Source organism: Pseudomonas sp. R28(2017) (genome assembly GCF_002112505.1).
Lineage (GTDB): Bacteria > Pseudomonadota > Gammaproteobacteria > Pseudomonadales > Pseudomonadaceae > Aquipseudomonas.
The window spans coordinates 205,985-227,540 of record NZ_NEHW01000001.1 but is presented as its reverse complement, the minus strand read 5'-3'; the positions used below and the strand labels follow the sequence as shown (position 1 = coordinate 227,540).

The 21,556-nt window shown below is 62.2% G+C and carries 17 protein-coding genes; 15 read left to right on the top strand and 2 right to left on the bottom strand.

The genetic code is table 11. The features are described from left to right. Positions 1 to 35 precede the first annotated feature (35 nt). A complete protein-coding gene (cheR, locus tag CAF78_RS01050; RefSeq protein ID WP_085675892.1) occupies positions 36 to 863 on the top strand; it encodes a protein-glutamate O-methyltransferase CheR in 828 nt (275 codons plus the stop codon). A gap of 91 nt (positions 864 to 954) precedes the next feature. Here cheR and CAF78_RS01045 read toward each other — a convergent pair whose 3' ends face one another. Together CAF78_RS01045 and CAF78_RS01040 are read right to left on the bottom strand one after the other, a co-directional pair. Next, positions 955 to 1,578 carry a GAD-like domain-containing protein gene (locus CAF78_RS01045; RefSeq protein ID WP_085675922.1) on the bottom strand — a complete coding sequence of 208 codons (624 nt, stop codon included), beginning with the start codon at positions 1,576 to 1,578 and terminating at the stop codon, positions 955 to 957. Between the two features lie 13 nt (positions 1,579 to 1,591). Continuing rightward, a complete protein-coding gene (locus tag CAF78_RS01040) occupies positions 1,592 to 2,935 on the bottom strand; it encodes a DUF6861 domain-containing protein (protein ID WP_085691005.1) in 1,344 nt (447 codons plus the stop codon). Between the two features lie 409 nt (positions 2,936 to 3,344). Here CAF78_RS01040 and flgB point away from each other — a divergent pair, with 409 nt between their 5' ends. From flgB to CAF78_RS00970, 14 genes are all read left to right on the top strand, one after another. Further along, positions 3,345 to 3,752, top strand: a complete 408-nt coding sequence (gene flgB, locus CAF78_RS01035) for a flagellar basal body rod protein FlgB (protein WP_085677749.1) — start codon at positions 3,345 to 3,347, stop codon at positions 3,750 to 3,752. A gap of 3 nt (positions 3,753 to 3,755) precedes the next feature. Beyond that, positions 3,756 to 4,199, top strand: coding sequence for a flagellar basal body rod protein FlgC (flgC, locus tag CAF78_RS01030; protein WP_027921143.1), 444 nt, complete (start codon positions 3,756 to 3,758; stop codon positions 4,197 to 4,199). A 15-nt stretch (positions 4,200 to 4,214) separates the two neighbouring features. Continuing rightward, positions 4,215 to 4,928: a flagellar hook assembly protein FlgD gene (gene flgD, locus CAF78_RS01025; RefSeq protein ID WP_085677750.1), complete on the top strand. Its 714-nt coding sequence runs from the start codon at positions 4,215 to 4,217 to the stop codon at positions 4,926 to 4,928. A 27-nt stretch (positions 4,929 to 4,955) separates the two neighbouring features. Further along, a complete protein-coding gene (gene flgE / locus CAF78_RS01020) occupies positions 4,956 to 6,302 on the top strand; it encodes a flagellar hook protein FlgE (protein WP_085677751.1) in 1,347 nt (448 codons plus the stop codon). A 72-nt stretch (positions 6,303 to 6,374) separates the two neighbouring features. After that, on the top strand, positions 6,375 to 6,560 hold the full coding sequence (locus tag CAF78_RS01015) for a hypothetical protein (RefSeq protein WP_085677752.1): 186 nt from the start codon (positions 6,375 to 6,377) through the stop codon (positions 6,558 to 6,560). 273 nt (positions 6,561 to 6,833) lie between these two features. Further along, positions 6,834 to 7,574, top strand: a complete 741-nt coding sequence (flgF, locus tag CAF78_RS01010; protein WP_085677753.1) for a flagellar basal-body rod protein FlgF — start codon at positions 6,834 to 6,836, stop codon at positions 7,572 to 7,574. 47 nt (positions 7,575 to 7,621) lie between these two features. After that, positions 7,622 to 8,407: a flagellar basal-body rod protein FlgG gene (flgG, locus tag CAF78_RS01005; RefSeq protein WP_027921148.1), complete on the top strand. Its 786-nt coding sequence runs from the start codon at positions 7,622 to 7,624 to the stop codon at positions 8,405 to 8,407. A gap of 45 nt (positions 8,408 to 8,452) precedes the next feature. Beyond that, on the top strand, positions 8,453 to 9,148 hold the full coding sequence (flgH, locus tag CAF78_RS01000) for a flagellar basal body L-ring protein FlgH (RefSeq protein WP_079229152.1): 696 nt from the start codon (positions 8,453 to 8,455) through the stop codon (positions 9,146 to 9,148). A gap of 12 nt (positions 9,149 to 9,160) precedes the next feature. Continuing rightward, positions 9,161 to 10,270 carry a flagellar basal body P-ring protein FlgI gene (locus tag CAF78_RS00995; protein ID WP_085677878.1) on the top strand — a complete coding sequence of 370 codons (1,110 nt, stop codon included), beginning with the start codon at positions 9,161 to 9,163 and terminating at the stop codon, positions 10,268 to 10,270. An 11-nt stretch (positions 10,271 to 10,281) separates the two neighbouring features. Beyond that, positions 10,282 to 11,448, top strand: coding sequence for a flagellar assembly peptidoglycan hydrolase FlgJ (gene flgJ / locus CAF78_RS00990; protein ID WP_085677754.1), 1,167 nt, complete (start codon positions 10,282 to 10,284; stop codon positions 11,446 to 11,448). 12 nt (positions 11,449 to 11,460) lie between these two features. Beyond that, complete coding sequence (flgK, locus tag CAF78_RS00985) at positions 11,461 to 13,494, top strand: flagellar hook-associated protein FlgK (RefSeq protein ID WP_085677755.1); 2,034 nt, start codon at positions 11,461 to 11,463, stop codon at positions 13,492 to 13,494. Between the two features lie 12 nt (positions 13,495 to 13,506). After that, a complete protein-coding gene (locus CAF78_RS00980) occupies positions 13,507 to 15,090 on the top strand; it encodes a flagellar hook-associated protein 3 (RefSeq protein WP_085677756.1) in 1,584 nt (527 codons plus the stop codon). A gap of 73 nt (positions 15,091 to 15,163) precedes the next feature. Beyond that, positions 15,164 to 18,733: a glycosyltransferase gene (locus tag CAF78_RS00975; protein ID WP_085677757.1), complete on the top strand. Its 3,570-nt coding sequence runs from the start codon at positions 15,164 to 15,166 to the stop codon at positions 18,731 to 18,733. Positions 18,734 to 18,790: 57 nt separating this feature from the next. After that, positions 18,791 to 21,526: a glycosyltransferase gene (locus CAF78_RS00970; protein WP_143514996.1), complete on the top strand. Its 2,736-nt coding sequence runs from the start codon at positions 18,791 to 18,793 to the stop codon at positions 21,524 to 21,526. The last annotated feature ends 30 nt before the right edge of the window (positions 21,527 to 21,556 follow it).

Sequence of the window (21,556 nt, the reverse complement as noted above, 5' to 3'; positions counted from 1 at the left end):
CTCCCGGCACCAGTGATTGAAAAGAGGCGGCAGTAGTGTCTACGGGTAATTTAGAGTTCGAACAGTTCAGGGTCTTCCTGGAAAAAGCCTGTGGCATCCTGCTGGGCGAGAATAAGCAGTACCTGGTTTCCAGCCGTCTCAACAAGCTGATGGAGCAGCAGGGCATCAAGAGCCTGGGCGAACTGGTGCAACGCATCCAGACCCAGCCGCGAGGCGGCCTGCGCGAGCAGGTGGTGGATGCCATGACCACCAACGAGACCCTGTGGTTTCGCGATACCTACCCGTTCGAAGTGCTGAAGAACAAGGTCATCCCCGAGTTCATCAGGAACAACCCCGGCCAGCGCCTGCGCATGTGGTCGGCAGCCTGTTCGTCGGGGCAGGAGCCGTACTCGATCTCGATGGCCATCGACGAATTCGAGCGCAGCAACCTGGGCCAGTTGAAGATGGGGGCGCAGATTGTTGCCACTGACCTGTCCGGTTCGATGCTGACCAACTGCAAGACCGGTGAGTACGACAGCCTGGCGATTGCCCGTGGCCTGTCCCAGGAGCGCCTGCAGCGCTACTTCGACACCAAGGGGCCGGGGCGCTGGGCGGTCAAGCCGGCTATCCGCAGCCGCGTCGAGTTCCGCTCGTTCAACCTGCTCGATAGCTACGCGAGCCTGGGCAAGTTCGATATCGTGTTCTGCCGCAATGTGCTGATCTACTTCTCGGCGCAGGTGAAGAAGGACATCCTGATGCGTATTCACAGCACCCTGAAGCCCGGGGGCTACCTGTTCCTGGGTGCCTCGGAGGCGCTGAACGGGTTGCCGGACCATTACCAGATGGTCCAGTGCAGCCCGGGGATCATCTACCAGGCGAAGTGAGAACGGAGCGCCTGGGGTGCATGTCGGTGGCTCTGTAGCGCCCGTCAAACGAGCCGCCGTAAGGCGGCTCTCGATTTGCTGAACAATATGCTCAAGTCGGTACTTCCGAAAAAAAATATGGCTCTAGGTCAGTGAGTTGAGCAAGGAAAATCAAATGTTCAACTGCACTGATTTTTTTCAAGAATTTGAGAGAGTCAGAGCCGCCCAGCATGAGTGCTGGGAAAAACCCATACATTTCGTCATGCTTGAGGCTGCCCAGTTTTTCTAGGGCGGGCTTGAACAGATCGTTAAAGTCGTTCGACTCCACTCGTCTTGAAAGGATAAAACCCTGAAGCTCCGCATCCAGTTCCGCCTTTTTAAAACTGGTTTTATGGAATACATACTGAGAGCTAACGCTTGATATTGTTAGTGATGCTCCGGTTTTCTCGCCCCACAGGTAGAGGTCACCAAATGCGCTTCTGGCGATGAGGTGATAAGAATCTTGCGAGTGGAGTGGTGTGTTTTCTATCCACGACGCCACGACAGCTTCGTAATCCTGAGGGTTGACTAACCAGATAATGCCTTCCCCGTATCCTCCCCAGCCATGCTCGGCCCAGTACTCCAGAAGCTTAGGGGGTAGCTTGTCTTTGTAGCGTTCGAGGCTTGACGGAGGCACCTCTCTGCGGTCGATGGCGGGTCCAAAAATTTCGATGAACCTGGCAAAAACTTTATCCATCATGGGTGCCCTCTTAGCACTTGTGCAGTTTTGTGTTCATGCGTGTTGTGCTTCGAAGTTCTGCTGGAACCATCTCGGCTGCCCTTTTGAGGTTTGGTAGTTTCGTCTTCCATTGTGGTCCTATTACAGAGTTCACTTGGCGGTCGCCGAAATCGGAAATTTTATCCTTGCCGCCTGCTATGAGGTCAGGGTTGTGCAGCGCAGCTAGCACAGACATCCGGTTTTTGGCTTTTTCGATTGCGACCAATTCAGCGTCTAATGGGTCGAGTGTTTTTCGAAGCTCTTGTGCAATACTGATTCGGATGTCGTCCTCATAATTTACCCTCGCTTTTTGGGCAATTCCGGGATTTCGTTTGTTTGGGGACGTAACGCTCTCCAAAAACTCCTCAACCGTCATCCAGTTGAGCCCATCTTCTTGGCCATTCAACTGTCGTTTGAATTCCCCTGTCTTATACTCTGGCAATTTGCCAGTTTTAAAGCATTCGACGTGATGCAATGCCATGAAGCCCGGTCGGCTTTTCGTCGGCCCGTTGTCATTTTTGTGGGTGAACGGTACCTCAGGTTCCTGGCCGGCCATAGCTACCTTGCGCCGCTCCGGCACCTGCAGGTCCGGCCGTTTCTTCAGGGCCTCCTCATGCTTGAGCATCCATTGCCCAATCCTCGCGCCCTTCTTGCTGGCGGCCATTTCCTGAGCCAACACACCCGCATTGCCACCCCCGCGGGTGAGGTAGGACACCATGGCGCCCAACAGCAGCATCACCACTTCCACATGCCCGGTGGCAATGAAATGCGCGGCCTGATTGATGGCAAACGGGTTGTCCTGGCTGAACGCGTTCAGCCCCTGTTCACCGCGTGGGCCTTCCCAGGCGATACCGATGCCGTCCAGGTAGTACTCGCCGATGCGCGGCAAGCCGTCGACGAAGAACTCGGCGAGGGAGGCGATGCCCAGCACGCCGAGGATCCAGCCGCTGACCTTGAAGCCGATGGCGGTGCCTGCAACGCCGCCGGGAAATGCACCGACGCCGCCGGCGAAGGCACCGATGCCGGCACCGAGCAGGCCGCCGGTGAGGGCAGTGCCGGCGACGATCATCGCCATCTGTTCGGCGACGCCGAGCAGGTCGTTGAGGATGGTTTTGATGTCGAGGTCGGCGAAGCGCTGGCGCAGCAGTTCGCCCGCTACCCATTCGGCCTTGTAGAAAGCGCGCCGCACGCTGTCGACACGGCGCAGCTGGAGGGCCAGTGATGGCACCTCTTGGTTGAGGTAGGTACGGAAATGAGCGCCTCCCTGATAGCCCATTTCATCGGTGATGCGTGACTCGATATCGTGCCAGGTGGGCACGATGTGCCAGAGCAGCATGAGGCGTCTCCCTGCCAGTTTTGTGCAGGGGAATCACATCATGGGGTGGGGGTAGGACGTTCCTGAGTCAGTTGTAGGAAAAGTCGATTCGTTGCTGGTGGGGGACGTTCGGGATTGGGGGGGGGCTGCGAGGGGTACGGCTGGAGGGATTTGGCGATCTTGAGCGGCACACATCCAGCGCGATACACCCGCCCCAACATCTGACGTCAATTTTTTGATTTGCCGCTTTTGCCACCCGGCAATTGCCGCTTTCCCTTCGCCAGGCGGAAGCACTTTGCCGCTTTTCTGGCATCGCGCCATTACCTGAATCCGCCACAGCCCAGTATTTCCGGGCTTTGAAGAATGTGGCACAGCCCTTGCTATACCTTGCTCAACGAAATTCCGGCCAACCTTCGAAGGTTTCCCCGACATGAGCATCAGTTTCGACAAGGCGCTTGGCATTCACGAAAAGGCATTGGGCTTCCGCGCCCAGCGCGCCGAAGTGCTGGCCAACAACATTGCCAACGCCGACACGCCCAACTACAAGGCGCGTGACATGGACTTCTCTTCGGTGCTCGCCGCCGAGAGCCAGAAGCAGCAAAGCGGCCGCTTCGCCATGGACCGCACCAACAGCCGCCACATCGAGGCCGAAGGCCTGGCGATGGCTGACGACACCATGCAGTACCGCGTGCCGACCCAGCCGTCGATCGACCAGAACACCGTGGACGCCCAGATCGAGCAATCGAACTACACGGAAAACGCCATCGGCTTCCAGGCCAGCTTCACCTTGCTCAACAGTAAATTCAAAGGGCTGGTTTCAGCCCTGCGCGGAGAGTAATTCATGTCCCTTTCCAGTGTCTTCAACATTGCCGGCAGCGGCATGAGCGCGCAGAACACCCGCCTCAACACCGTTGCCTCGAACATCGCCAACGCCGAGACCGTGTCGTCGAGCATCGACCAGACCTACCGCGCGCGCCACCCGGTCTTCGCCACCACCTTCCAGAACGCGCAGAGCGGCGTCAGCCAGTCGCTGTTCGAGGACCAGGGCGAGGCAGGGCAGGGCGTGCAGGTCAAGGGCATCGTCGAAGACCAGAGCAACCTGGAAGCACGCTACGAGCCGAATCACCCGGCGGCGAACAAGGACGGCTACGTCTACTACCCGAATGTCAATGTGGTCGAGGAGATGGCTGACATGATCTCCGCCAGCCGGGCGTTCCAGACCAACGCCGAGCTGATGAACACCGCCAAGAACATGATGCAGAAAGTACTGACCCTGGGTCAGTGATAAGGAAGCCGGACCATGGCCATCGATACCACCAGCGGTGTAAACCTCAACGACGTCCTCGCGGCGTCCGGTGTCAGCACCGGTACCACCAAGAAGACCACCACCGACACCGCGTCCCAGACCGGCAACAGCTCGCTGGGCAAAGATGCGTTCCTGCAGCTGCTGGTTACCCAGATGCAGCACCAGAACCCGCTCGACCCGCAGGACAACGGCGAGTTCGTGGCCCAGTTGGCCCAGTTCAGCAGCCTCGAAGGCATTACCTCGCTGAACGAGTCGGTCACCAACATCACCAGTGCCATGGCTTCGTCCCAGGCGCTGCAGGCCTCGTCGCTGGTCGGTCGCTCGGTGATCGTGCAGAACGACAAGGCCGTGGTCGACACCGCCAACAGCTTCAATGCCCAGTTCGTCGTGCCGCAGGCCATCGATGGGGCGAAGATCACCGTCAAGGACAAGGACGGCAACACCGTCAAGACCATTGAGGTGGGTGAGCAGAAAGCCGGCTATGCCGACTTCATCTGGGACGGCACCAACGCCAGTGGCGAGAAGGTCGACCCGGGCACCTACACCTTCACTGCCACCACCACCGTGGACGGCAAGGCGGTGCAGATGAACACCCTGCTGCCGGCCAAGGTCACCAGCGTCAGCTTCAACACCACGGGCGAGATGGTGCTCAACCTCGCCGGGGTCGGCAAGGTTTCCCTGTCCGACGTACAAACCATCGGTATCTAAGGCCAGAACGGCACAAGGAGCAACAGCATGTCTTTCAATATCGGCCTTAGCGGTCTGTACGCAGCCAACAAGCAGCTGGACGTTACCGGCAACAACATCGCCAACGTCAACACCACCGGTTTCAAGTCCTCGCGTGCCGAGTTCGCCGACGTCTACGCCGGTGCCAACCGCCTGGGCGTGGGCAAGAACCAGGTCGGCAACGGTGTGCGCCTGGCCGCAGTTTCCCAGCAGTTCACCCAGGGTGACGTGAACAATACCGGCAACGTGCTGGACATGGGGATCCAGGGGCAGGGTTACTTCGTGCTGTCCGACAACGGCTCGATGGTCTACACCCGTGCCGGTGCCTTCCAGACCAGCAAGGACAACTACGTCGTCACCTCCGATGGCCTGCGCCTGCAGGGCTATGCCGCTGATGCCAACGGCAATATCAAGAAGGGCGTGCTGACCGACCTGCAGATCGACACCTCGGCGCTGCAGCCCAAGGCCACCAGCCTGATCGACCAGGGCATCAACCTGAACTCCTCGGCCAAGTCGATCCCGTTGCCATCGACGCCGCCAGTTGCCGGTGACATCGTCTTCGACCCGACTGACGAAACGTCGTACACGAAGTCGTTCTCGACCAAGATCTACGACAGCCAGGGCAACGAGCACACCATGGAGCAGTTCTATCGCAAGACCGATACGAACCAGTGGACCATGTACACCCTGGTCGACGGCCGCAATCCGATGGATCCGACCAGTGCTGCCCCGCTGACCGGCACCATCGGCTTCAACAGCGATGGCAGCGTCGCATCGATGGCCACTGACACCACCGGGGTGCCGGCCGGTGCCGAATGGAGCGTGACCAACAACACCTTTACGCTCAAAGGCTGGATCCCGGCCACCCAGGATGCCAGTGGCAACTGGATCGCCAACGGCTCCACCGAAAACACCGACGGCCTGCGCCTGTCGATGAACAGCACCACCTCGTACAACACCGAGACCGCGCGCATGTCGCAGTCCCAGGATGGTTATGCCACCGGCATCCTGTCGAGCCTGAGCATCGACTCCACGGGTGTGATGTTCGCCAGCTTCAGCAACCAGCAGTCGCGCGCCATCGGCCAGGTGGCACTGGCCAGCTTTGCCAACGACCAGGGCTTGCAGCAGATCGGCGGCACCCGTTGGACCGAGACCTACTCCTCGGGCATCCCGGGCATCGATGCGCCGAAGACCGGCACCCTGGGCAGCGTCGAGTCCAACTCGCTGGAAAACTCCAACGTCAACCTGACCCAGGAGCTGGTCGAGCTGATCAAGGCGCAGAGCAACTATCAGGCGAACGCCAAGACCATCTCCACCGAAAGCACCATCATGCAGACCATCATCCAGATGACCTGATGGTCGCTGGCTGAGCGTGTGTGGGCTGACCCCTTTCTCGTGAAGGGGTCAGTCGTATTTGCAGGAGGGATCATGAAAAGGCTGGTCATCACATTGATCGCCGCTTTTTGCCTGTATCAGGCCCAGGCCGGCACCGCGCCCTGGTGGCGCTGGGAGAGCCAGGTGGATGGCCGGCTGGTGTGCTCGCAATGGCCGCCGGGCGATGGCTGGAAGAAATTCGCAGGTCCATTCAGCAATGGCGGTTGCCGCGAGCCTTGATTGACCTGTGCTGGCCTCTTCGCGGGCGCGCCCGCTCCCACAGGTTTTGCGCGATCCCAGTGGGAGCGGGCATGCCCGCGAAGGCGTCGGTGCAGGATTGCCGCTATCGGCAATCCTGCGCCGGATAACCGGCGGCACCTCAATGGCAAAACCCCGAAAAAGCCCGTATTCACGGGCTTTTTCATGAATTTGAAAAGTTGGTTCGGAACTTGCTTTAGAGCCTGCACAGCCACGGCGAACGGCAAACGATCGTCAGTGCAGCGGAGGATGACTGTGGACAAGATGCTTTACGTGGCCATGACCGGCGCCAGCCAGAACGCGCTGGCGCAGAAGGCCCACGCCAACAACCTGGCGAACGTTTCCACCAATGGCTTCCAGCGTGACCTGGAGCAGGCACGCTCGATGCCGGTGTTCGGTGACAGCTTTCCGTCGCGGGCGTTTGCCATGACCGAACGCCCGGCCACCGACTTCAGCGAAGGGCCGATGGTCGAGACTGGGCGTGACCTGGACGTGGCCGTGTCGGGGCAGGGCTTCATCGCCGTGCAGGCGCCGGATGGCAGCGAAGCCTATGTGCGCACCGGCAGCCTGAACATCGACGCCCTCGGCGTGCTGCGTGCCGGCAATGGCATGCCGGTGATCGGCAACGGTGGCCCGATCGCCATTCCGCCAGAGCAGAAAGTCGAAGTCGGTGCCGACGGCACCATCAGCATCCGCTCGATGGGCGAAGACCCGCGGGTGATGGCCGAGGTCGACCGCATCAAGCTGGTCAACCCGGACATCAAGAGCATGACCAAGGGCCTGGACGGGCTGATCCACACCCAGAACGGCCAACCGGCTGCCGCCGACGTCAATGTGCGGGTGGTGTCGGGCTTCCTCGAAGGCAGCAACGTCAACGCCGTGGAAGAAATGACTTCGGTGCTGGCGCTGTCCCGCCAGTTCGAGCTGCACGTGAAAATGATGAACGCGGCCAAGGAAGGCGATGAAGCCATGGCGCGTGTTTTGCAAATCGGCTAACCAACTTTGAACGGGTGCCGTAAAACAGGCGCACGAGGAGAATACTGATGCTTCCGGCTCTTTGGGTCGCTAAAACCGGCCTGTCCGCCCAGGACACCAACCTGACCGTCATTTCCAACAACCTGGCCAACGTCTCGACCACCGGCTTCAAGCGTGACCGCGCCGAGTTCGCCGACCTGCTGTACCAGATCAAGCGTCAGCCAGGCGCGCAGTCGACCCAGGACAGCGAGCTGCCTTCGGGCCTGCAGGTCGGTACCGGTGTGCGCATCGTCGGCACCCAGAAGAACTTCCAGACCGGCAGCCTGCAGACCACCGAAAACCCGCTGGACATGGCGGTCAACGGCCGTGGCTTCTTCCAGGTGCTGCAGCCGGACGGCACCGTCTCGTATACCCGTGACGGTACCTTCCACCTGAACTCCGATGGCCAGATCGTCACCGCCCAGGGCTTTGCCCTGGAGCCGGCGATCGTGGTGCCGAACGACGCCCAGACCTTCACCGTCGGTCAGGACGGTACCGTGTCGATCACCACCGCCGGCAACCCGGCGGCACAGGTCATCGGCAACCTGCAGACCGCCGACTTCATCAACCCGGCTGGCCTGCAGGCGATCGGTGACAACCTGTTCCTGGAGACCGCCGCCAGTGGCGCGCCACAGGTCGGTACCCCGGGCCTGAACGGCTTCGGCACCACCCTGCAGCAGACCCTGGAAAACTCCAACGTCAGCACCGTGGAAGAGCTGGTGAACATGATCACCACCCAGCGTGCCTACGAGATGAACTCCAAGGTCATCTCCACCGCCGACCAGATGCTGTCGTTCGTGACTCAACAGCTCTAAACCCTAGTGCAGGTTCTACTCCCGTTACACCGTGAGGTAAGTGTCATGAAGCGTCTGTTGTCTGTGTTCGCCCTGGGGGGGGCGGTTGTGCTGGCAGGTTGCGTCGCGCCGACGCCGAAGCCGAACGACCCGTATTACGCGCCGGTTCTGCCGCGCACCCCGCTGCCGGCGGCAGCCAACAACGGTTCGATCTACCAGGCCGGTTTCGAGCAGGGCCTGTACACCGACCGCAAGGCGTTCCGCGTGGGTGACATCATCACCATCACCCTCAACGAGCGCACCTCGGCGAGCAAGAACGCAGGGTCGCAGATCCAGAAGAACAGCAAGGCGGATATCGGCCTGACCTCGCTGTTCGGCTCCAACCCGAACACCAACAACCCGTTCGGCAGCGGCGACCTGTCGCTGGAGGCGGGCTACAGCGGCGATCGCACCACCAAGGGCGACAGCAAGGCCACCCAGGGCAACACCCTGACCGGTTCGATCACGGTCACCGTGGCCGAAGTGCTGCCCAACGGCATCATCGCCGTGCGCGGCGAAAAGTGGATGACCCTGAACACCGGTGAAGAACTGGTGCGCATCGCCGGCCTGATCCGCGCCGACGACATCGCCACCGACAACACCGTGCCGTCCACTCGCGTGGCCGACGCGCGCATCACCTATTCGGGCACCGGTTCGTTCGCCGATGCCAGTCAGCCCGGCTGGTTCGACCGCTTCTTCCTGAGCCCGCTTTGGCCCTTCTGAGTACGGATGAACATGTTCAACCTTAGGCAGCTGATAGCCGCGACCCTGCTCCTGTCCTGCGCGTTCGGCGTCCACGCCGAGCGCCTCAAGGACATTGCCAGCATCTCCGGCGTGCGTTCCAACCAGTTGATCGGCTATGGCCTGGTGGTGGGGCTCAACGGCACGGGTGACCAGACCACCCAGACCCCGTTCACCCTGCAGACCTTCAACAACATGCTGTCGCAGTTCGGCATCAAGGTGCCGGCCGGCTCCGGCAACGTGCAGCTGAAGAACGTCGCTGCAGTGTCGGTGCATGCCGACCTGCCGGCGTTCGCCAAGCCGGGCCAGGTGGTGGACATCACCGTTTCGTCGATCGGCAACTCCAAGAGCCTGCGCGGCGGCAGCCTGCTGATGACCCCGCTCAAGGGGATCGACGGCAACGTCTACGCCATCGCCCAAGGCAACCTGGTGGTCGGTGGCTTCGATGCCGAAGGCCGTGACGGCTCGAAAATCACCGTCAACGTTCCGTCGGCCGGCCGTATTCCCGGCGGCGCTTCGGTCGAGCGCGCCGTGCCGAGTGGTTTCAACCAGGGCAACAGCCTGACCCTTAACCTCAACCGCCCGGACTTCACCACCGCCAAGCGCATCGTCGACAAGGTCAACGACCTGCTCGGCCCAGGTGTGGCCCAGGCCGTGGACGGTGGCTCGGTGCGGGTCACCGCGCCGATGGACCCGAGCCAGCGCGTCGACTACCTGTCGATCCTCGAGAACCTCGAGATCGACCCGGGCCAGGCCGTGGCCAAGGTCATCATCAACTCGCGCACCGGTACCATCGTCATCGGCCAGAACGTCAAGGTTTCACCGGCTGCAGTGACCCACGGCAGCCTCACCGTGACCATTACCGAAGACCCGATCGTCAGCCAGCCGGGGCCGTTCTCCAATGGCCAGACCGCGGTGGTTCCGCGTTCGCGGGTCAATGCCGAACAGGAAGCCAAGCCGATGTTCAAGTTTGGCCCGGGGACCACGCTGGATGAGATCGTCCGCGCGGTGAACCAGGTCGGCGCGGCACCGGGCGACCTGATGGCCATTCTCGAAGCACTGAAACAGGCCGGCGCCTTGCAGGCCGACCTGATCGTGATCTGAGGACGCCACGGATGAATTCGAAAAGCCTGGTCTCCAGCCACGCCGACAGCGGTGCCTACACCGACCTCAATCGCCTGAGTTCGCTCAAGCACGGTGACCGCGACAGCGACGCCAACGTGCGCAAGGTGGCCCAGGAGTTCGAGTCGCTGTTCATCAGCGAGATGCTCAAGGCCTCGCGCAAGGCCAGCGACGTGCTGGCCGACGACAACCCGATGAACAGCGAGACGGTCAAGCAGTACCGTGACATGTACGACCAGCAGCTGGCCGTGAGCATGTCCCGCGAAGGTGGTGGTATCGGCCTGCAGGACGTGCTGGTGCGCCAGCTGTCGAAGAACAAGGCCACCCCGGTCAACACCAGCCCGTTCCCGCGCATCGAAGGCAGCGCGCCGACGCTGTGGGGCAACAAGGTGGCCGAGCCGGTGCAGGCCACCTCGTCCACGGCCACGCGCAACGACGTCGCCGCGCTCAATTCGCGGCGCCTGGCGTTGCCGGGCAAGCTCACCGACCGCCTGCTGGCCGGTATCGTGCCGTCGGCCACCAGCCCGGCTGCAACCACCAACAGTGCCGCCGTGCCGGCCCGTGACGGGCAGCAAGTGGCCAAGGCCATCGCCATCCCGGACAACGGCCTGCGCATCACCGGTCGCGCCGTGGCGCAGCCACCGCTGGCGCCGAAGAAGGCCTTTGCCGACGGCGACGAGTTCGTCGCCACCATGCTGCCGATGGCAGAGCAGGCCGCCAGGCGCATCGGCATCGACCCACGCTACCTGGTGGCCCAGGCTGCCCTGGAAACCGGCTGGGGCAAGTCGGTCATGCGCAACAGTGACGGCAGCAGCAGCCACAACCTGTTCGGCATCAAGGCCAGCGGTAATTGGGAAGGCGATTCGGCGCGGGCGATCACCAGCGAGTTCCGCGACGGCCAGTTCGTCAAGGAGACAGCGGCGTTCCGCTCCTACGATTCGTACCAGGACAGTTTCCACGACCTGGTGAGCCTGTTGCAGAACAATTCGCGCTATCAAGATGCGGTGAAGTCGGCCGATAACCCAGAACAATTCGTGCGGGAACTGCAAAAGGCCGGGTACGCCACCGACCCGAACTACGCCAGCAAGATCTCGCAGATCGCAAGACAGATGAAGTCGTACGAGCAATACGCAGCGCTCGGTACCACAACGAAACTTTAAGGGCATGGAACCATGGCGAGTCTGATCAACATTGGTATGTCGGGGCTTGGCGCCGCGCAGTCGGGGATGTACACCCTCGGTAACAACATCGCCAACGCCGATGTCGAGAGCTACTCGCGCCAGCAGAACGTGCAGAAGACCAAGGGCGGCCAGCAGGTCGGCCAGGTGTTCATCGGCTCCGGCACCACCCTGGCCGACGTGCGTCGGGTGTACAACGCGTTCCTCGAGAACCAGCTGCGTACCACCACCTCGCTGAGCAGCGATGCCACCTCGTACCTGAATCAGATCACCCCGCTGGACACCGCCCTGTCGAGCAGCGACACCGGCATCACCGCTGCGCTGCAGAGCTTCTTCAGCGCCATGCAGGATGCTGCCGCCAAGCCGACCGAGGACGCCTCGCGCCAGCTGTTGTTGACCAGCGCCCAGTCCCTGGCCAAGCGTTTCAACACCCTGTCGGCGCAGTTCAACCAGCAGAACAGCGACATCAACGCCAACATGGCGTCGATCGCCGACAAGGTCAACGCCCTGACCAAGTCGATTGCCGACCTCAACGGCCAGATCTCCAAGATGACCGCAGTCAACGGCCAGCCCAACGACCTGCTCGACCAGCGCGATGGCGCCGTGCGCGAGCTGTCGGCGCTGATCGGTGCCGACGTGGTGGAGCAGAAGAACGGCAACTACGACATCTACCTGAAGAACGGCCAGGCCCTGGTGCTGGGCAACACTACCCAGACCATCGGCGTCGAGCCGAGCGCCACCGACCCGACCCGCATGAGCCTGATCCTCAATCGCGGCTCGACCAAGATGGACATCACCAACAGCACCACCGGTGGTGAGCTGGGCGGGCTGATCCGCTACCGCAAGGAAACCCTCGACCCCGCGATCAACGAACTCGGCCGCGTGGCCCTGGTGGTGGCCGATGCCATCAACAGCCAGCTGGCGCAGGGCATCGACAAGAATGGCGAGTTCGGTGCCACGCTGTTCGCCGACATCAACAGCGCCGCAGCCATCAGCCAGCGCAGCGTGGCCAAGTCGGGCAACAGTGCCGGCTCCGGCAACCTCGATGTGACCATCAAGGACACCGGCAAGCTGAGCACCAGCGATTACCAGGTGACCTTCACCAGCGCCACCGGCTACAACGTGCGCAAGCTGCCTGACGGCACCGACATGGGCAGCTTCGACCTCAGCGACAACCCGCCACCGGTCATCGACGGTTTCACCCTGTCGCTCAATGGCGGTGGCCTGAGCGCTGGCGACAGCTTCAAGATCACCCCCACGCGCAATGCCGCGGCGGGCATCGACACCGTGCTGACCGACCCCAAGCGCCTGGCGCTGGCATCGCCGCTGACCGCGACCAGTGGTGCCGGCAACAAGGGTACCGGTGTGATCACCCAGCCGACCCTGACCTCCGAGCTGGATATCTACGACGCCACGCAGCGTTCGCAACTGCAGACCGGCCTGAAGTATTCGACACCGGTCAAGCTGGTCTTCGGCGATGACACCACCTCGCCGCAGGCGTACACGATGTATGACGCCAAGGGCAACAATATCGGCAGCGGCACCGTGATCCCGGGGCAGGAGAACAAGCTGCAGCTGTCGGTGCCGATGGTCGACGGCAACGGCAACTCGCTGGGCAGCAGTTTCACCTTCGAGATGAGTGTTTCCGGTGCGCCGAAGAACGGTGACAGCTACACCGTGGCACTGACCGGTGCAGGCTCGGCGGACAACCGCAACGGCCAGTCGGTGATCGACCTGCAGACCAAGTCCACCGTCGAGGTGGGCGCTGACGGCAAGGGCATCAGCTTCACCGACGCCTACGCCAAGCTGGTGTCCAACGTCGGCGGCAAGGCCGGCCAGGCGCAGATGGACAGCGACGCCACCACGGCCCTGCACACCTCCGCGCTGGATGCGCGCAATGGCGTGTCGGGTGTCTCGATCGACGAAGAGACCGGCAACCTGATCAAGTTCCAGCAGTACTACACCGCGTCGTCGCAGATCATCAAGGCGGCCCAGGAAACCTTCGCCACCCTGATCAACAGTCTTTAAGGAGCTTGGATCGTGAGCGTACGCATCTCCACTTCGCAGTTCTACAACACCAACCAGGCCAACTACCAGAGCAACTTCGCCAAGACGGTGAAGAGCCAGCAGGAGGCCAGCGATGGCATCCGCGTGCGTTCGGCCAAGGACGACCCGGTCGGGGCTGCGCGGTTGCTGCAGCTGGAGCAGCAGCAGAACATGCTCAAGCAGTACAGCGGCAACATCACCAGTGTGCGCAATGCGCTGGGGACTGCCGAAAGCACGCTGAACTCGATTGGGACCATTTTGCAGCGGGTCAACGAACTGGCCGTGAGCTCGGGCAACGGCTCGTTCACCGACGCCGATCGCAAGGCCAATGCCGACGAACTCGCTTCGCTCGAAGACCAGCTGTTCACCCTGATGAACAGCAAGGACGAGAACGGCAAGTACATCTTCTCGGGCTCCAAGGGCGATACCCAGCCCTTCGTGCGCAATGCCGACGGCACCTACAGCTACCAGGGCGACCAGAGCAAGTTGAACCTGCAGGTGGGTGACATGCTCAGCCTGGCGGCCAACGAAACCGGCTACGACGCCTTCGAGCAAGCGCTCAATACCAGCCGCAGCCAGACCACGCTGACCGCGCCGGCCACCGACGATGGCCGTGTCAGCCTGTCCAATGGCCAGGTCTCCGGCAGCGCGACCTACAACGACCGTTTCCGCAGTGGCGAGCCGTACAAGATCGAGTTCATCAGCAGCACCGAGTACAAGATCACCGACGCCAACAACAACGACGTGACCCTCGACGCCAGCCAGGGCGGCAAGTTCGACCCGAACGCCGAAAACGCCACGATCAGCTTCCGTGGCGTCGACCTGCGTCTGGATGTCAGCTTCCAGGCTGGCGACAAGGGCAACGAAGATGCGGTCATTGCCGGCCACACGTTCTCGCTGAGCTCCAAGCCCGATGATGTTTCTGGCACCCGCAGCCCGGGCAATGCCTCTTCCGAGCAGATTACCGGCGCGACCATCACCGACCAGGCGGCCTACCAGGCGGCGTTCCCGTCCGGTGGTGCCGTGCTAAAGTTCACCGGTACCAATACCTTTGAACTCTATGCCTCGCCTGTGACCGCTGACAGCCGCCCGGTGGCTTCGGGTGCGCTGGGTGGGCCGAACGGAACCACGGCGACGGCAGCCGGTGTCAGCTTCGAACTTTCGGGTGCACCGAGCAGCGGCGATTCGTTCGCGGTCAAGGTCGATACCCACCAGACCCAGAACGTGCTCGACACCATCAGCAAGCTGCGCACTGCGTTGAGCACCCCGGTCGATGGTGACCCGGTGGCTCGGCAGAACTTCCTGGCCTCGCTGGACTCGGCGATTGGCAACATCGCCAGTGCCACCGACCAGGTGTCGTCGTCGATCAGCGCCATCGGTGGCCGCGGCCAGGCGCTGGACGTACAGGCCGAAACCAACGAAGCGCTGAGCACCGAGAATACCAAGACCCAGAGTTCGATCCGCGAAAGCGACCCGGCCGAGGTGATGTTGCGCCTGCAGATGCAGACCAACATGCTGCAAGCCTCGCTGCAGGCCTATGCCAAGGTCGCCGGCCTGTCGCTGGTCAACTACATCTGATATCTCCTCCCGGCGTCACCCCGTGTGCCAGCCCGTCCGGTGCTGGCCACGAAGCTTCTTCAAGGTCTTTACCGTGAACCAACAGACCCTCGTCAGCATCGCCATTCCCGCCTTCAACCCCGAGTTCTTCCGCGCCACCCTGCTCAGTGCACTCGACCAGGATTACCCAGCGTTGGAAGTGCTGGTCTGCGACGACAGCCGTGGCCCTGAAATCCAGGCGATCGTCGAGGCGGTGACGAGCGAGACCGGCAAGCCGGTGCGCTATGTGCGCAACCCCCGGACGCTGGGCTTTGCGCGCAACCTGCTGGTGTGCCTCGAGCAGGCCCGGGGCACGTTGATCAAGTTCCTCTGTGACGACGACCGACTGTTCCCCGAGTGCGTCGGTCTGCAGGCCGCAGTCATGCAGCATGCCGATGTCAGCATGACCATCTGCCAGCGCATGCTGTGCGCGGCCGACGATGCCTTGCTGCCGCCACGCATGCTCAATGCGGTGATGTGTCCGGAAGACGCGGTGGTCAAGGGTAGCGACCTGCTTGAAGCGCTGGAAACCAATGCCCCCAACCTGTTTGGCGGGTTGAGTCATGCCTTGCTACGCAGTGAGTGGGTCGCCGAGTTTCTGCCAGCGCTGGTGCAGGACGGCAGCGGCTTTGTCGCGCGCCTGGACATGGCGCTGTACATCTGCCTCATGCGCCGAGGCAACCTTGGGCACCTGTCGCGTTTTCTCAGTATGGAGCGCTTGCATCCCGCGCGGCTGAGCCACCATGCGCGGATGACCATGGCGTTCCCCATCGAGACTGACTGGATCAAGGCGATGTTGGCCGCACGGACCAGCGAGCCCGCGCCAGCGAGTGGCTGGGTGCGGTACCTGCCGTTGGAGCGTTACCAGGGCGAGGCGGGGGCGCGGTGGGAAGAGTACGAGCTCAACCGGCTGTATAGCGCGCAGCAGGCTCGTCAGGTGCAGCAGGTTGGCACCCATTGCCTGTCGTTCGAGGAGGTCTACGCCGATTGGCTGGAATGCCGCACTTTGTCCGAAGCCCAGCAGAAGGCCTTGCCCAAGCGTATCGAGCAGTGGGGCTGGCAGCCGCGCATCGTGCCGGTGATCAGTGCCGGTGCCGGCGAGGAGCAGGCACTGCGCGCCACCCTCGATAGCCTGGCATTGCAGTCCTTTGCGCCGTCCGCAGTCTGGGTGCTGGCCAGCGAGGGGCTCGAGCAGCCTCCTGCCGATGGGGTCGAATACCTCCCGGTGCAGGGCGATGGCCTGACTCAGTTGCAAGCGCGACTGGTCCGAGGCGACCAGGTCGACTGGGTTCTACTGTTGCGCGCGGGAGACCGGCTGGTGCCGCACGCCTTGGCGATCATGGGTGAACGCATGGCCCTTCGTGAGCGGGCGTGCATCTATGTGGACGAAGGCAGCCATGACACGCTGCGCCCCACCACGCCAATCTTCAAACCGGATTTCAATCTCGACCTGATGCGCAGCCAGCCCTACGTCGGCCGCGTGCTGGCGTTCGAGCGCAAGGCACTGATGGAAGCTGGCGGCTTCGATGCCGATTTTGGCTGCCTGGCACCGCATGATCTGCTCTGGCGCCTGGCCGAGCAGCGGGGGTTGCAGGTTGTCGAGCACATCGACGAACTGCTGGTGCACTGCCAATGGGATTATGCCAACTGGTTGACCGACTCCGGCTGCGTCGAACAGGCCCCGCGGGTGGTTCGCGCTCATCTGCAGCGCCTGGGTGTCCAGGCTTCGGTCGCTGCGGCTGAAGGTATTGCACTTTGCCGAGTGGCCTATCAGCATCCGGGCCAGGCGAGCGTCTCCATATTGGTCACCCTGGGGGAAGACCTGCCCGCAGCGAGGCGCTGTGTCGAGTCACTGTTCGAGTACACCGAATGCGAAGATTTCGAGGTGCTGCTGATCGCCTCATCCGAAACGCCAGTTGAAATACGCCAGTGGCTGGATGCGATGCAAGGCCTGGGCAGCGATCAATTGCGCGTGGTCCAGGTAGACGCCTGCAGCGCTCCCGCCCAATTGAACCAGGCCAGTGGGGCCGCCCGCGGTGACTATCTGCTGATGCTCGACTGCGCCTGCGTGGCTTTCGAGCGCGGCTGGCTGGGAGAAATGCTGGCGCAGGCCCGACGCCCGGAAGTCGGAGTGGTCGCGCCCAAGCTTTGCACCGGCACCGGGCAGGTTTACAGCGCTGGGTTGGTGCTGGGCTTGCATGGCGGTGTCAGCAGCCCGTTCGTGGGTATGCCCGCGGACAGTGGTGGCTACATGCACCGCTTGAGCGCCGTGCAGAACTGGAGCGCACTGAGCATGGAGTGCCTGCTGATACGTCGTGAGCTGTTCGAATCGCTGAATGGCTTCGACGTGCAAGCGCTGCATGGCAGCCTGCACGACGCTGACCTGTGTCTGCGCCTTCGCGAGCAGGGTTACTTGGCGGTATGGACGCCTTATGCGGTCCTGGCGCGCTTCCCGGTTGCGCGAGAGATTCGTCTCGACAGCGAGCGCAAGATCGCTGACCGTGACAAATTCCACCAGTCTTGGCTGGCCAAGGTTGCTCGCGATCCAGCGTACAACCGCAACCTCAGCCTGAAAATGGCCAGTTTCAACCTGGATGCCGGTCAGCGCCGCGGCTGGGACCCCTTCATCAGCCGGGTGCTGCCGTCGGTGCTGGCACTGCCGATCAATACCTCGGCTGTAGGTCATTACCGGGTGGCCCAACCTTTCACGGAACTTGAGCGTGCTGGCTGGATTCAGGGTCGTCTGGATTTCACCACTCCAGACATGATCGAGGTCGAGCGGGAAAAGCCCGATGTGCTGATTCTGCAGTGCCGCTATACATCGAGCTCCATCGAAGAAATCACGCGTTTCAAACGCCTGTCCAATGCCCGGCGCATCTTCGAGATCGACGATTACATCATCGATGTGCCGAAGAAGAATGCCCATGCTCGAAACATTCCGGCGGACATGCGCGATCGGGTCACCCGTGGCATCGCACTGTGTGATCGCCTGGTGGTCTCGACCCAGCCATTGGCCGATGCGCTGTCGACGATGCACCACGACATCCGGGTAGTGCCGAACATGCTCGCGGCCCCTCTGTGGTCTGGCTTGAGCAGCGAGCGGCAAAGCAGCGTGAGGCCTCGCGTTGGTTGGGCCGGTGGTACCAGTCACCGCGGCGACCTTGAACTGCTGCTGGAGGTCATCAAGACGTTGGCGAATGAGGTCGACTGGGTGTTTTTTGGTATGTGCCCGGAGGTGTTGCGTCCCTACATCAAGGAATTCCATGCCGGAGTGCCACTGGCGTTGTACCCGCAGAAGCTGGCCAGTCTCAACCTCGACCTCGCCTTGGCGCCGCTTGAGCAGAACCTGTTCAACGACTGCAAGAGCAACCTGCGGTTGCTCGAGTATGGCGCCTGTGGTTTCCCGGTGATCTGCACCGACACCAAGGCCTATGGTGGCTACCTGCCGTGTACCCGTGTGCGCGACAACACCACTGAACAATGGCTGGATGCGATCCGCATGCACCTGGCCGACCCTGAGGCCAGCTACCGGCAGGGGGATGCCCTGCGCGAGGCGGTGCTGCGTGACTATGTGTTGATGCCGCAGCATTTGCAGCAATGGTCGAACGCCTGGCTGGCAGATTGATTTTTCATTTTGCGTTCGTTGCGAGCGGGCGCCCAACTCTCTCTTCGAAGGTGCTTTATGGTCGATATCGCAAACGGATTGCGCAGTGACGTCACGGTAGTGCTGCTTGGTCACGATCAAGCTGTTCATCGGCAACGGGCGCTGCACTACTACCGTCAAGCTGGCATTGCCTGCCTGGCACTGGAAGCGCTTGAGGCCGTCAGCCCAGCAGCCTTGTGCCGTGCGCGCCTGGAGGAGGCGCTGCTGCAGGTGACCACCCCTCTGGTCAATCTGACGCTGGATGCAGACTTTGTTCAGGCGCCGGCGCTGGACAGCGCTGCCAGTTGCCTGAGCGCCAATCCACTGGCGCTGGGGGCCCAGGGCTATGCCCTGGGGTATGTGCCCGCCAACAGCGAGGTCGCCTACTACAAGATAGGTCACGCCTATCCGGCCATGGACGGGGAGGGGGCCTTGGCGCGCGTGCGGGCGCACGCGTTGGCTAACCAGCCGGCCTGGCGCGCCGTGGTCAGGGTCGAAAGGCTGCGTTCGGTGCTGGCCAGCCTGCCCGAAGACCTCGATTTTTCCAGTTGGTGCGTGGCGCTGTCCCTGGCGTTGCTGATCGAAGGTCAAATCATCCACATGGACCAGACCGATGTGGTCTGTGAGCTGGCGACACCCGGTCTGTCGGCTGTCGCGCGCGAAGAGCAGTTGGTGCGAACCGTGCGTCTGCTGCGTACCTGGGACGCGGAGCGAGCGGGTGCATGTTCTGGCGAGTCGGGCTTCATGGTGCTCAACCGTCTGGTGCGGGGCAGTTATGACGCAGGCCAGCCGCCGCTATTGCTCACCTCGCGCTGGACCAGCGTGATCGCCGACCCGGAGCGCCAGTTCGAACCGCGGCAGTACGTGGAGATGCCTTACTACCAGAAGGGGCTCTTTCAGCGCCTGGCCCAGCTCGAATTTCTTTGCCATGGTTGGCCGACCGGGCGTGAGCACCGCCGCGCGCTGGAAGGTACCTGGGTGCGTCAGCGTGAGTTGCTCGAAGTGCACCCGAACGATACGACCGAGAGCCTGCAGCAACGTTACTGGCAGGCGCTTGCACAGGGCTTGTTCAATCGGGATGTCTGCCAGCGCCTGATGGCGACCCTCAAGGGTGAGGAACAGGCCGAGAAGGTCCGCGAGTTGGGTGCCTGGCTGGAGCGCCTCGATGGCCTTCCCCATCAAGATATACCGGGATGGCTGGCGACCACCGGTTCGGGCCGGCTTCTGCAGGCATTGGCGGCGGCAACTCCCACCGCTACGGTGCGTGAGCGCGTGCTTGCGCAGCTGGCCAGGCGTCCTGGCCCACAGATCGCTTTCGTGGTCGTGGACCTTGATGACGATGACTTTGCGCTGCAGGCGACGTTCGACAGCCTGCTGGCTACCGGCTTGCGCAATTTCAAGCTGGTGGTGCTCAAGGCTGGCAAACCGCCAGCCATCACGACTGCTCGGGATACCTTGCATTTCATCCAGGTAGAGCCAGGCAACTGGGTATCCCACCTGAACCAGGCTGTGCGCCAAGTACCCAGTGAGTGGCTGATACTGCTGCAGGCGGGCGATCTGCTTGCCAGCGGTGGCATGCTGCGCTTGCAGCTGGAACTGAGCGAGTCACCGGCCTGCGATGCGATCTGTGCCGATGAAGTACAACGCGACGCCGACGGGCGCCTGTTGAACGTCTTGCGCCCCGGCAGCGACCTTGATGTATTGCGCAGCCAGCCGGGCCTGATGTCGCAACATTGGCTATTGCGCCGACAGGCGGTGATCGATGTCGGCTGTTTCGACAGCCGACTCAGCCATGCACTTGAATACGACTTGTTGCTGCGCCTGGTCGAAGAACGCGGTGTCGGCTGTATGGCTCACATGGATGAATACCTGTTGATCGGCCGGCAGGCACCGGAATCGATGACTTGCGAAGCGCAGGAAGTGCTCGACCGCCACCTGAAGCGACTGGGCTACCGGGGGGAGGTGCGCGATCAAGGTACTACCGGGTTGGCCATCGATTTTCGACACAGCGCGACGCCGCTGGTGAGTGTGCTGATGGCCTATGAGGGTGATCGTACCGCACTCGAACGTAGCCTTGTCAGTCTGTTCCAGCGTACCCGCTACCCCCGCTACGAGGTGGTGCTTGCCTGTGGTCCGGATGACCATGACCTGCTTTGCGACGCGCTTCAGCCGTTCGCTGGCCGAGTGCGTCTGGTGACCGCCGAGGCGTCGGAAAACCTGTGTAACCTGGCAGCCCGTCACTCGCAGGGTGAATATCTGGTGTTGCTGAGTGAGCGCTGCCAGGTGGTTACCCCAGCCTGGATGGAGACGCTGCTCAATCAGGCACAGCGCCCTGAGGTTGGGGTTGTGGGTGCGCGCCTGGTCGACGCCGATGGCCGTATCGCCCATGCCGGTTACGATCTGCTCGCCGGGCCGCGTGTGCATGCGCCCTGGGCTGGCTTGTCTGACAGTCAGGACGGCTGGTCTGGCGTTGTGCGCGGCTGCCCTGCCGTGTCGGGCGATTGCCTGATGGTGCGCGCAAGTGTGTTCCAGCACTGTGGCGGTTTGCAGGGCCTGAAGGCAGCCGATATCGACTTGTGTCTGGCTGTCGCTGCTGCTGGCTGTCTGGTCGTGACGGCACCGCAGGCGCAGCTGGCGATCAATGATGCGGTTGATCTCGGCCTTGCTGCGGCTCAGGCACTACAGGCCAAGTGGCCTGGTGCTTTCACCCGTGAGGTAGCCCTCGACGGCGAGCTGCAACGCACCGAAGCCGCGTGGGTCATGCCCTTCAAGTAACTGGCGCGGGATTTGCAAAAGCCGGGTGAA

Excerpts from the sequence above, each read along its gene's own strand:
- CAF78_RS01045 (WP_085675922.1), bottom strand. The coding sequence starts at position 1,578 with ATGGATAAAGTTTTTGCCAGGTTCATCGAAATTTTTGGACCCGCCATC.
- CAF78_RS01040 (WP_085691005.1), bottom strand. The coding sequence starts at position 2,935 with ATGCTGCTCTGGCACATCGTGCCCACCTGGCACGATATCGAGTCACGC.
- flgB (WP_085677749.1), top strand. The coding sequence starts at position 3,345 with ATGAGCATCAGTTTCGACAAGGCGCTTGGCATTCACGAAAAGGCATTG.
- flgC (WP_027921143.1), top strand. The coding sequence starts at position 3,756 with ATGTCCCTTTCCAGTGTCTTCAACATTGCCGGCAGCGGCATGAGCGCG.
- flgD (WP_085677750.1), top strand. The coding sequence starts at position 4,215 with ATGGCCATCGATACCACCAGCGGTGTAAACCTCAACGACGTCCTCGCG.
- flgE (WP_085677751.1), top strand. The coding sequence starts at position 4,956 with ATGTCTTTCAATATCGGCCTTAGCGGTCTGTACGCAGCCAACAAGCAG.
- CAF78_RS01015 (WP_085677752.1), top strand. The coding sequence starts at position 6,375 with ATGAAAAGGCTGGTCATCACATTGATCGCCGCTTTTTGCCTGTATCAG.
- flgG (WP_027921148.1), top strand. The coding sequence starts at position 7,622 with ATGCTTCCGGCTCTTTGGGTCGCTAAAACCGGCCTGTCCGCCCAGGAC.
- flgH (WP_079229152.1), top strand. The coding sequence starts at position 8,453 with ATGAAGCGTCTGTTGTCTGTGTTCGCCCTGGGGGGGGCGGTTGTGCTG.
- CAF78_RS00995 (WP_085677878.1), top strand. The coding sequence starts at position 9,161 with ATGTTCAACCTTAGGCAGCTGATAGCCGCGACCCTGCTCCTGTCCTGC.
- flgJ (WP_085677754.1), top strand. The coding sequence starts at position 10,282 with ATGAATTCGAAAAGCCTGGTCTCCAGCCACGCCGACAGCGGTGCCTAC.
- flgK (WP_085677755.1), top strand. The coding sequence starts at position 11,461 with ATGGCGAGTCTGATCAACATTGGTATGTCGGGGCTTGGCGCCGCGCAG.
- CAF78_RS00970 (WP_143514996.1), top strand. The coding sequence starts at position 18,791 with ATGGTCGATATCGCAAACGGATTGCGCAGTGACGTCACGGTAGTGCTG.